Origin of the sequence: Kocuria sp. NPDC057446 (genome assembly GCF_042802875.1) — a bacterium.
In the GTDB taxonomy this organism is placed as follows: Bacteria; Actinomycetota; Actinomycetes; order Actinomycetales; family Micrococcaceae; genus Kocuria.
Genome location: NZ_JBHVDI010000138.1, coordinates 1 through 10,525, shown reverse-complemented (window position 1 = coordinate 10,525; position 10,525 = coordinate 1). Strand labels below are relative to the sequence as shown.

Genomic DNA, 10,525 nt, shown 5'->3' with positions numbered 1-10,525 from the left:
CACCCGCCGCCACCGGCCGCCGTGGGCGGTCGGAGGCGGCGGTGGCCGGTGCGGGCTACTGCCGGAAGGCGGCGTCGAAGGAGGCGCCGGAGGGGGCGAAGTCGAAGCGCTTCAGGAAGGCCAGCGCCTCGGGGGCTCCCCGCAGCCGGTCCATCCCGGCGTCCTCCCACTCCACGGAGATCGGGCCGTCGTAGCCGATGGCGGTGAGGGCGCGGAAGCTGTCCTCCCACGGCACGTCCCCCCGGCCGGTCGAGACGAAGTCCCAGCCGCGGCGGGGGTCGCCCCAGGGCAGGTGGGAGGACAGGATGCCGTTGCGCCCGCCGCCCGTGCGCATCTTCGTGTCCTTGCAGTCCACGTGGTAGATCCGGTCCGCGAAGTCGGAGATGAACGCCACCGGGTCGATCTGCTGCCACAGGAAGTGGCTGGGGTCCCAGTTCAGCCCGAAGGCCTCGCGGTGGCCGACGGCCTCCAGCGTCCGCTGCGTGGTCCAGTAGTCGTAGGCGATCTCGGAGGGGTGGACCTCGTGGGCGAAGCGCACGCCGCACTCGTCGAAGACGTCCAGGACGGGGTTCCACCGGTCCGCGAAGTCCTGGTACCCGGCCTCGATGACGTCCTGGGAGACCGGGGGGAACATCGCCACGTACTGCCAGACGGAGGAGCCGGTGAAGCCCACCACCGTGTCCACGCCCAGCTTTCGCGCGAGCCGCGCCGTCAGCTGCATCTCCTCGGCGGCCCGGGCGCGCACCCCCTCGGGCTCCCCGTCGCCCCAGACCCGGGGGCCCACGATGGCCCGGTGCCGGACGTCGATGGGGTCGTCGCAGACCGCCTGGCCGGTGAGGTGGTTGGAGATGGCCCAGACCCCGAGGCCGTGGCGCTCGAGGATGTCGAGCCGGCCCCGGACGTAGGCGTCGTCGTCCCACCGCCAGGCGTCGAGGTGCTCGCCGGAGACGGCGATCTCCAGGCCGTCGTAGCCCCAGCCGGCGGCCAGCTCCGCCACCTCCTCGAGCGGGAGGTCGGCCCACTGGCCGGTGAACAGCGTGTAGCGGTGGTGTCCCATGCGTCGGTCCTTCGGGTCGGGAAGAGCTGGTCGGGGAAGGGGCGAGCTGTCGGGGAGCGCGGGCATGCGCCGGTCCGGGGTCAGAGGTGCACGGTGGCGCCGGCACGGGCCGCGCTGTCGGTCACGGCGTCGAGCACGCGCTGGACCGCCAGGCCGTCCTCGAACCCGGGGGCGGCCGGGGCGCCGGTGTCGATGGCCCGCAGGAGCTCGGCGGCCTGGCTGGTGAACGTGTGGTCCCAGCCGAGGACGTGTCCGGGGGGCCACCACGCGTCCACGTAGGGGTGGGTGTCCTCGGTGACGAGGATCCGGCTGCTGCCCCGGGTGTCCGGCGCCGCGGCGGTGTCGAACAGGTGCAGCTCGTTGAGCCGCTCGAGGTCGAAGCGCAGCCCGCCCCGGGAGCCGTAGACCTCGATGCCGAGGGCGTTCTTGCGGCCGGTGGCGCAGCGGGAGACCTCCAGGCCGACCACGGCCCCGGACGCGGTGCGCAGGGTCGCCCAGGCGGCGTCGTCGACCGTCACCGGCTCGGGCCCGTCCGGGCCCTGCCGGGTCGGGACGAACGTGGTGACCGTCCCGGTGACGGACGTGACCGGCGAGTCGAGGAGGAAGCGCACCTGGTCCACGGCGTGCGAGGCGAGGTCGCCGAGCGCCCCGGACCCGGCGGTCTCCCGGCGCAGGCGCCAGGTCATGGGCGCCTGCTCGTCGGCGAGCCAGTCCTGCAGGTAGCTGACCCGGATCTGCCGGACCCGGCCCACGCGCCCGTCCGCGATCAGGTCCCGGGCCAGGGCGAGGGCCGGCACCCGGCGGTAGTTGAAGCCCACCATGGACCGGACGCCGCGGGCCCGGGCGGCCGCCGCGGCGGCCACCATCCGTTCGGCCTCGGCCACCGTGTTGGCCAGCGGCTTCTCCACGAGCACGTGCTTGCCGGCCTCGAGGGCGGCCACGGCCATGTCGGCGTGCAGGTGGCCGGGCGTGCAGATGTCGACGACGTGGATGTCGTCCCGCTCCAGCACCGCACGCCAGTCGGTGCCGCTCTCCGCCCAGCCGTAGCGCCGTGCGGCGTCGGCCGCCTGTCCGGCGTCCCGGCCCACGAGCACCCGCTGCGCCACACGGGGCGTGGGGTAGAAGGCGTTGACGTTGCGCCAGGCGTTGGAGTGGGCCTTGCCCATGAAGGAGTAGCCGAGCACGGCGACGCCCAGGGTGCCGGCGGCGGGTCCGTGGGTGCGGGCGGGCTCGGGCGCGGTGGTGGTCATGGCTGTCCTCCTGGGGACCGGGTGCCGGCCGAGCGCAGGAACGCCAGGCCCTGCTCGGCGAGCTGGTCCTGGGTCGGCGCCAGGGGCCGCCAGATCGAGGCGGCGGTGGCGATGCTGGCGTTGCGGGCGGTGAAGCTCTCGATGGTGAGGGCGCCGGTGTAGCCCACGGCGTCCAGGGCCTCGAAGAGGCCCGTCCAGTCCGTCTGGTCCCCGCCGGGGGCGCCCCGGTCGTTGCCGCAGACCTGGAGGTGCACGAGGTGCTCGCCGGCCGCCCGGACGGCGGCGGCGGAGGAGCGCTCCTCGATGTTGAGGTGGAAGGTGTCCAGGGCCAGGCCCACGCCGTGGCCGAGCAGCGGGCCCAGGGCCTCGAGCGCCTGCTCGGCGGTGTTGAGCAGGGACGTCTCGTACCGGTTGAGCGGTTCGATGCCGAGGACGACGCCGGCGGCCTCCGCCTCGGCGGCCAGCGGCGCCAGGCTGCGCCGCAGCTGCGCGTAGGCGGCCGTGCGCTCGGCCGCGTCCATCCGCCACAGCCGTCCCGTGTGCGCGTAGAACGGTCCGCACACGGCGGGGGCGCCGATCTCCCGGGCCAGCCGGATGCAGGCGCTGAGGTAGCGCTGGGTCCGGGCGATCACGGCCTCGTCCGCCAGGACGAGCTCGCGTCCGGGCGCCATGGCGCCGACGACCCACGGCCGCAGCCCGCCGAGGGCGTCCCGCACCGCCTCGGCGGTGAGGTCGCCGGCGTTCTCCAGCGGGAGCTCGACGACGTCGAAGCCCATGGCCGCGATCTTCGCCAGCAGCGGGGGCAGGGTGGCGTCGGTGAGCGGGGACTCCCACACCCAGGTGTTGACGCCGATCAAGCGCTGCACGGGTCTGCCTCTCCTCGGTCCGGTGGGGTGGATGGCGCCCCGCCCGCCGCCGGGGATCCCGGGGCCGGCGGCGGGCAGGGCGTGGTCGGGCGGATCAGGGGATGACGCGGTCGCGCCAGACGTCGGGGTAGCCCGGCAGGTCCTCGCCGCCGAACTTGGCGTAGTGGCCGTCCGGCATCCCCTCGTTGTCGGCGAGGAAGTCGGCCCGCTGGTCCTCGGTGATCGGCTCCTGCGGCAGGATCCACTCGGCGGGGACGTCCTCGCCGGCGAAGATCTGCTCGAGCGCCAGCAGCGGGGTGCGCCACTGGAAGTTCGAGTACACCGGGGCGATGCCGGTCAGCCCGGTGTCCTCCCACTTGCGCAGGAAGCTCATCTCGTCCTCGCCGGTCATCACCGGGTAGTCCGCCCCGGCGTCCTCGAACGCCTCGATGGCGGCGACGGCGCCGTCACCGGCGTCCATCCACACGCCCTGCACGTCCCCGGTGGCGAGCTCGTCGGAGATGATCTTCTTGATCTCGGTGGGGTCGGCCCCGGTGAAGTAGTCGGTCGCCTCGATCCCGTTCTCCTCGAAGATCCGCTCCGCGGCGGCCCAGCGCTGCTCCAGGACGTCCACGCCCGGCAGGATGCGCAGGGCCACCACCTTGTCGCCCTCCTGCAGGTTGTCCACCAGGAAGTTCGCCGAGTCGATGCCCCAGGCGAAGCCGCCGATGGGGTGGATGAACGTCGTCGCGCAGTCGGTCTCCACCCCGCGGTCGAAGACCACCACCGGCTTGCCGGTCTCGCACGCCCGCTCCACGGCGGGCGTCAGGGCCGCGGTCGAGTTCGGGGAGATGATGAAACCGTCGCACTCGCCCTCGGCGATGAAGTAGTCGATGTCGGCGATCTGCGTGTTGTCGTCGTCCTGGGCGTCGCGGGTCTCCATCTCGGAGATCACCCCGGAGTCCTGGAGCACCTTCAGCTGCTCGTTCATGGTGATCCACCCGGTCTGGCGCCAGGGGTTGGAGATGGAGGCGTTGGAGAAGCAGATCTTCTGCGGGCCCTCGGCGGCGAACTCGCCCGTGGCGGTGGACTCCCCCTCGATGTACTGCGTCCACGGCTGCTCCGGGTCCCCCGCGAAGGAGGCGGAGCGCTGCTCGAGCTGGCGGTCGTACTCCGCCTGGTCGAACCACTCGTCGCCCCCTTCCGGGGCGGGGGTGGCGGCGGCCTCTCCCCCGGTCTCGGCGGGCGGGGTCTCCTCGATGGACGAATCGGTGGTGCAGGCGGTCAGGCCCAGCAGCGCTGCCGCTGCCACCACGGTGACCTTCGACTGGATGCTTCGGCGCATCATGTTCCTTCCTCATCGGTGCCCGGGGTGGGCGGTGCTGCTATGGCACGTCGGGGTTCCTGCGCCGCCGAGCTCCGGCCGCGCCGGCGGCGCTGCCAGGTCCGGGTGCCGGCGGCGACGGCGAGGATGATGATCGCGCCCTGGACGGTGTCCCGCCAGGTGGACTGGACGCCCAGGAAGTTCAGGAGCGCGAAGAGGGTCTCGAGGGCGAAGGCGCCCGCGGCCGCCGACAGCACCCAGCCGCGCCCGCCGCCCAGCACGACCCCGCCCAGGACGACGGCGGTGATGGCCGTGAACTCGTAGCCGCGGCCCACGGACGGGTGCACGCCGGCGTAGCCCACGAGGATGATCCCCGCCACGGTCGCGGCCAGGGACGAGAGCATGAACGCGCGGGTGCGCACCCACCACACGCGGGCCCCGGTGAGCGCGGCGGCCCGGGGGTTGTCGCCCACGGCGATGAGCGTGCGGCCGTAGGGCCGGCGCATGAGCCAGAACGCGGCGGCCGCGACGGCCGTCACCAGGAGCACCGGATAGGGCAGGACCCCGAGGACGGGGACGCCCTGGATGCCGCCGCGGCCGATCTGGCGGAAGCTGTCCGCGGGGTTGCCCGTCGCGGCGCCGCCCGTCCAGTAGAGCACCAGCCCCAGCAGGGCGAGCATGGTGCCGAGGGTGACGATGAAGCTCGGCACCTTCAGGAGCGTGGTGACCAGCCCGTTGACCAGGCCCACGAGGACGCCCAGGAGGAGCATCAGCACCAGCACGGGCACGGTCCGGCTGTCGTCCTGGCCGATGAGGTTGCCCGCCACGAACACCTGGGTGGTGACCACGGAGCCCATGGACAGGTCGAACTCCCCCGAGACGATGACGAAGTACTGTCCGATGGCCGCGATGGCGATCGGCGCCGTGCGGCCGACGAACCGGATCAGCGAGCCCGGTTCGCCGAAGGACGGGTTGACGGCGACCGCCGCGGCCAGCAGCACCACGAGGAGCACGAAGACGGCGCCGCCGGGGGTCCGCAGCCCGCGCAGCGCCCGCTCGTGCCACGGTGACCGGTTCTGCTGCAGGACCGCGGTCCGGTCCGTGAGGGCGGTGCTCATGCCGGGACCTCCTGCCCGGTCCGCCCGCTCGGGGCGGCGGCGAAGCGCGCGGGCCGGCTGACCACCCGGCGCCGGGCGTAGACGGCCACGGCGACGACGATGACGACGCCGCGGACCACGTCCTTCAGGAACGGGTTGATCTGCAGGACGCTCATGATGTTGTCGATCATCGCGAAGATCAGGACGCCGCCCAGCGTCCCCACCAGCGATCCCTTGCCGCCCGCCAGCAGCGTCCCGCCCAGCACCACGGCGGCGATGGAGAGCAGGGCGTAGCCGCCCTGGGAGCCGATCGTGGGGCTGCCCACCCCGAGACGTGCGGCGAGCAGCAGACCGGCGAGACCGGCCATGACCGAGCAGATGACGTGGGCGGCGACGATCGGGGTGCCGGTCCGGATCCCGGACATCCGCGCCACCCGGATGTCCCCGCCGACGGCGTACATGTGGTGGCCCAGGCGGCTGCGGGTCAGCATGAGCAGCACCAGGCCGGCGCAGGCCAGCATGAGCAGCGTGGAGACCGGGACGGGTCCGATGCCCGTGGCCCCGACGAGGCGGAAGGCCACGGGGGTCTGCCCCGAGCTGCCCTTGTAGTGGGTCGCGAGGTAGCCGCTGACGACGAGCCCGGTGCCCAGCGTGGCGATGAAGCCGTGCACCCGCAGCCCGGAGACCACGAGACCGTTGACCAGGCCGATGCCCGCGGAGACGACGAGGGCCAGGGCCACGCCGGGGGCGATGTTCCCGGGCTGGCCGGCCATGATCCCGGCCGAGAGCAGGCTCGCGAGACTGATGACGTACGGCACGGACAGGTCCAGGCTGCCCACCAGGATGACGAGCGTCTGCCCGATCGCGATGAAGCCCAGGACGCTGGTCCCCGTGAGGACGGCGGAGATGTTGCCGGCGCTGACGAAGCTGCGCCCGGTGCTGCCCACGAGCACCGTGCCGGCCACGAAGGTCAGCAGCACCACGAGGTAGACGATGTGGGTGGAGCTGAGTCTCGAGAACGCGTTCACGGCCGCACCCCTTCCGCGCGGGCCCCGGTGGCCAGCTGCAGGACCTGCTCCTCGGTGGCCTCCGGCGGGAGCTCCCCCGCGATCCGCCCGTCCCGCATGACCACGACCCGGCTGGACATGCCCAGCACCTCCGGGAGCTCGCTGGAGACCATGAGCATCGCCTTGCCCTCGGCGGCGAGCATCCGCATCAGGTTGTAGACGGCGATCTTGGCGCCCACGTCGATCCCCCGGGTGGGCTCGTCGAGCAGCACGACCTGGGGGTCCACGGCCAGCCACTTGGCGAGGACCACCTTCTGCTGGTTCCCGCCCGAGAGGTACTGCACCTCCTGGTCCAGGTCCCGGGCGACGACCTCCAGCGAGGAGAGCACCCCGGGGACGTCCTTCCGGGCCGCGGCGGTCCGGTGCGGGAAGACGGAGCGGATCACGCCCAGGGCGTTGTCCAGGACGGACTGGTCCAGGCTGAGTCCCTGGGACTTGCGGTCCTCGGTGATCAGGGCCACGCGGTGCCGGACGGCCTGCCGGGGCGAGGAGGCCGCGTACGGCCTGCCGTCCAGCGCCATGGACCCCCGGGTGAACGGGTGGACGCCGAACACGGCCTCCACGAGCTCGGTGCGCCCGGAGCCCTGCAGACCGGCGACCCCCACGATCTCGCCCGCGCGCAGCGTCAGGTCGATCCCGTCGAGCTGGTCGTTGCCGCCGCCCTCGATCCGCAGCAGCTCCCGGCCCGTCCCGGTGCCGGGCACCTCCTCCGGGAAGTAGGCGGAGATCGGGCGGCCCACCATCATGCGCACCAGGGCGGCGTCGTCCATGGCGGAGGCCGGTTCGGTGCCCACCACGCGGCCGTCCTTGAGGACCGTGATGGTGTCGCACAGGTCGAAGATCTCCTTCAGCCGGTGGGAGACGTACAGGATGGCGGTGCCGCGGTCCCGGAGCCGCCGGATGATGGCGTACAGCAGGTCCACCTCGGGGCCGGCGAGGGCCGCGGTCGGCTCGTCCATGGAGATGATGCGGGCGTCGTAGCTGATCGCCTTGGCGATCTCCACGATCTGCTGCTGGGCCACGGACAGCGAGCTCACCGTGGTGGTCGGCGGGATGCTGGTGATGCCCAGGTCCTCGAGCAGGGATGTCGTCATCTCGTTCATGGCCCGGCGGTCCACGAGCGGGCCCCGGCGCGGCTCGCGGCCCAGGAAGACGTTCTGGGCCACCGTGCGGTCGGGCAGCAGGTTGAACTCCTGGAACACCGTGGACAGCCCGGCCACGTGCGCCTGGGTGGGGTGGTGGAACTCCACGGGAGCGCCGCCGATCTCCACCGTCCCCGCGTCCCGGTCGTGGACCCCGGCGAGCACCTTCATCAGGGTGGACTTCCCGGCTCCGTTCTCGCCCACGAGCCCGTGCACCTCGCCGGCGTGCAGCCGGAGGTCCACGTCCTCGAGCACCGGCACCCCGAAGAAGGACTTCGACAGACCCGTGACGTTCAGCACCGGTGAGCTCGTGCGCTCGTTCATGCGGTCACTGTGACACGCACCACACACTTCTGTCGACGCTCCAGCAAAAGTTGTCGTGATGATATGCGTATGTGACGTGCTTGACCCCCCGAAGGGGCCATGCTCTACTGAAAAAGTGCTGCAGAGTCCACCCCCGGCGTCGTCGCCGCGATCCGCGGACTCGCCCGCTCCGGGAGCGAGCGAAGTCTTCCAGCTGCTGCGCGACGGCCGGCCGCGGACCCGGGCGGAGCTCGCCCAGCTGACCGGTCTGGCCCGCTCCACCGTGGCCTCCCGCGTGGACACCCTGATGGCCCTCGAGCTCGTGGCGCCCTACGGCGGGGCCGCCTCCACCGGGGGACGGCCCCCGTCCCTGTTCGCCCTGAACCCCGGCGCCCGGGTGGTGGTCGGCGCGGACATCGGGGCCACGCACGCCCGGGCGATCCTGGCCGACCTCTCCGGCCGGGAGCTGGCCGAGGAGCGCCAGGCGCTCGCGATCGGCGAGGGGCCCGACGCCGTCCTGGGCTGGCTGGTGCGCACGGTCGCCGCGCTGCTCGAGCACGGGCACCGCTCCGCCGCGGACCTGGCCGCCATCGGCATCGGGCTGCCCGGCCCCGTGGAGCACGAGACCGGCCGGCCGATCAATCCGCCCATCATGCCGGGGTGGGACCGCGTGGACGTCCCCGGCCTCGTGCAGGCCCACTACGACGTGCCCGTGCTGGTGGACAACGACGTGAACATCATGGCCCTCGGCGAGCGCAGCTTCTTCTGGCCCGAGACGTCGGAGCTGATGTTCGTCAAGGTGGCCACGGGCATCGGCGCGGGGATCATCTCCGGGGGCACGCTCCAGCGCGGCGCCCAGGGCACGGCCGGGGACCTCGGCCACGTCCGGGTGCCCCGCGGCGACGAGCTGCTCTGCCGCTGCGGCAACACCGGCTGCCTCGAGGCGCTGGCCGGGGGCCCCGCACTCGTGCGGACGCTCCACGAACAGGAGGCCGGCACGCCCGCCACCAGCCAGGACGTCATCGACCTCGTCCGCTCCGGCGACCCCCGGGCCGTCCGGGTGATCCGCCAGGCGGGCCGGGACATCGGGGACGTCCTGGCCACCTGCGTGAACCTCATCAACCCGTCCGTGATCGTGATCGGCGGCAGCCTCGCCCAGGCCGGGGAGCACCTGCTGGCCGGGATCCGCGAGGTCGTCTACCGGCGGTCGCTGCCGCTGGCCACGGAGCACCTGCAGGTGGCGCCCTCGGTGGCCGGGGGGCGCGCCGGGGTGCTGGGGGCGGCGGTGCTGGCCATCGACCACGTCCTGTCCCCGGAGTCCATCGAGGCCGCCTGCGCGGCCCTGGGCACGGGCTGAGCCCGCCCGCACCCGGGATCCGGTCGCTCATCCTCGGCGCCGGGCGTTGAGGCGTGCGGCCTGCAGCACGAGATGGTCGCGCTCGGGCGGACTGGCCGCGGACCGGGCGGCCTCGGCGTAGAGCCGTGCCGCGGTCACGGCGTCGCCGTCGCGCTCGTGCAGGTACGCCGCCGCGGCGGTGTACCGGGGCAGGGCGGGATCCAGCTGCGCCAGGGCGGCCAGACCGGCTCGCGGGCCCTCGGCCTCTCCCAGGGCGACGGCGCGGTTCAGCCGCACCACCGGGCTGCCGGTGAGACGGACGAGCTCGTCGTACCACTCGACGATCTGCGCCCAGTCGGTCTCCTCGGCCGTGCGGGCGTCGGCGTGGAGGGCGGCGATGGCGGCCTGGGCCTGGTACTCGCCCAGGCGGTCGCGGCCGAGCGCCGCCTGGAGCAGTCCGACGCCCTCGGCGATCAGACCGGTGTCCCACCGGGTCCGGTCCTGCTCGGCGAGGGGCACGAGACTGCCGTCCGGACGGGTCCGGGCCGGGCGCCGCACGTGGTGGAGCAGCATCAGCGCGAGCAGACCCGCCACCTCCTCGTGCTCGAGCCGCGCCGCCAGCCGGCGGGTGAGCCGGATCGCCTCGGCGGCCAGGTCCACGTCGCCGGAGTAGCCCTCGTTGAACACCAGGTAGAGCACGCGCAGGACCGTGGCGACGTCGCCCGGCCGGTCGAGGCGCACGCCCGCGACGGTGCGCTTGGCCCGGCTGATCCGCTGGGCCATGGTGGCCTCGGGCACCAGGTAGGCCCGCGCGATCTGCCGCGTGCTGAGACCGCCCACCGCACGGAGGGTGAGCGCGACCGCCGAGGCCGGCGTCAGGGACGGGTGCGCGCACAGGAAGTACAGCTGGAGCGTGTCGTCCGCCGCCGGCCCCGGGCCGGGCGCCGGCTCCTCCTCGACCCGGGCCTCCCGCCGCCGCCGGGCGGTGTCCGCGCGGGCGGCGTCGAGGAACTTGCGCCAGGCCACGGCCGTCAGCCAGGCCTCCGGATTCCGGGGCGGGTGCTCCGGCCACACGCGCACCGCCTCGACCAGGGCGTCCTGCAC

At 73.5% G+C, this 10,525-nt stretch carries 9 protein-coding genes; 1 reads left to right on the top strand and 8 read right to left on the bottom strand.

What is annotated here, in order from left to right; genetic code table 11:
- Window positions 1-55: 55 nt before the first annotated feature.
- The 7 genes from ACFU0Y_RS14495 to ACFU0Y_RS14465 form a co-directional block, all read right to left on the bottom strand.
- Complete coding sequence (locus ACFU0Y_RS14495) at window positions 56-1,057, bottom strand: sugar phosphate isomerase/epimerase family protein (protein ID WP_380215229.1); 1,002 nt, start codon at window positions 1,055-1,057, stop codon at window positions 56-58.
- 80 nt (window positions 1,058-1,137) lie between these two features.
- Window positions 1,138-2,307, bottom strand: a complete 1,170-nt coding sequence (locus tag ACFU0Y_RS14490) for a Gfo/Idh/MocA family protein (RefSeq protein ID WP_380215228.1) — start codon at window positions 2,305-2,307, stop codon at window positions 1,138-1,140.
- The gene (locus tag ACFU0Y_RS14485) at window positions 2,304-3,173 is read right to left on the bottom strand and encodes a sugar phosphate isomerase/epimerase family protein (protein ID WP_380215227.1); all 870 of its coding nucleotides are present in this window, start codon (window positions 3,171-3,173) and stop codon (window positions 2,304-2,306) included. Before ACFU0Y_RS14485 ends, ACFU0Y_RS14490 begins: the two co-directional genes overlap by 4 nt.
- Before the next feature lie 94 nt (window positions 3,174-3,267).
- On the bottom strand, window positions 3,268-4,497 hold the full coding sequence (locus ACFU0Y_RS14480; protein WP_380215230.1) for a substrate-binding domain-containing protein: 1,230 nt from the start codon (window positions 4,495-4,497) through the stop codon (window positions 3,268-3,270).
- The gene (locus ACFU0Y_RS14475; protein WP_380215226.1) at window positions 4,497-5,594 is read right to left on the bottom strand and encodes an ABC transporter permease; all 1,098 of its coding nucleotides are present in this window, start codon (window positions 5,592-5,594) and stop codon (window positions 4,497-4,499) included. The genes ACFU0Y_RS14480 and ACFU0Y_RS14475 overlap by 1 nt, the downstream gene beginning before the upstream one ends.
- Complete coding sequence (locus tag ACFU0Y_RS14470) at window positions 5,591-6,601, bottom strand: ABC transporter permease (protein WP_380215225.1); 1,011 nt, start codon at window positions 6,599-6,601, stop codon at window positions 5,591-5,593. Before ACFU0Y_RS14470 ends, ACFU0Y_RS14475 begins: the two co-directional genes overlap by 4 nt.
- On the bottom strand, window positions 6,598-8,106 hold the full coding sequence (locus ACFU0Y_RS14465) for a sugar ABC transporter ATP-binding protein (protein WP_380215224.1): 1,509 nt from the start codon (window positions 8,104-8,106) through the stop codon (window positions 6,598-6,600). The genes ACFU0Y_RS14470 and ACFU0Y_RS14465 overlap by 4 nt, the downstream gene beginning before the upstream one ends.
- Before the next feature lie 115 nt (window positions 8,107-8,221).
- Between ACFU0Y_RS14465 and ACFU0Y_RS14460 the strand changes: the two genes are divergently transcribed.
- A complete protein-coding gene (locus tag ACFU0Y_RS14460) occupies window positions 8,222-9,442 on the top strand; it encodes an ROK family protein (RefSeq protein ID WP_380215223.1) in 1,221 nt (406 codons plus the stop codon).
- Window positions 9,443-9,469: 27 nt separating this feature from the next.
- Here ACFU0Y_RS14460 and ACFU0Y_RS14455 read toward each other — a convergent pair.
- Window positions 9,470-10,525: RNA polymerase sigma factor (locus tag ACFU0Y_RS14455; RefSeq protein ID WP_380215222.1), on the bottom strand; the 1,056-nt coding region annotated here is incomplete at its 5' end.

What these genes read in the sequence shown, in the direction of transcription:
- ACFU0Y_RS14495 (WP_380215229.1), bottom strand. Translation starts at nt 1,057, where the DNA reads ATGGGACACCACCGCTACACGCTGTTCACCGGCCAGTGGGCCGACCTC.
- ACFU0Y_RS14490 (WP_380215228.1), bottom strand. Translation starts at nt 2,307, where the DNA reads ATGACCACCACCGCGCCCGAGCCCGCCCGCACCCACGGACCCGCCGCC.
- ACFU0Y_RS14480 (WP_380215230.1), bottom strand. Translation starts at nt 4,497, where the DNA reads ATGCGCCGAAGCATCCAGTCGAAGGTCACCGTGGTGGCAGCGGCAGCG.
- ACFU0Y_RS14475 (WP_380215226.1), bottom strand. Translation starts at nt 5,594, where the DNA reads ATGAGCACCGCCCTCACGGACCGGACCGCGGTCCTGCAGCAGAACCGG.
- ACFU0Y_RS14465 (WP_380215224.1), bottom strand. Translation starts at nt 8,106, where the DNA reads ATGAACGAGCGCACGAGCTCACCGGTGCTGAACGTCACGGGTCTGTCG.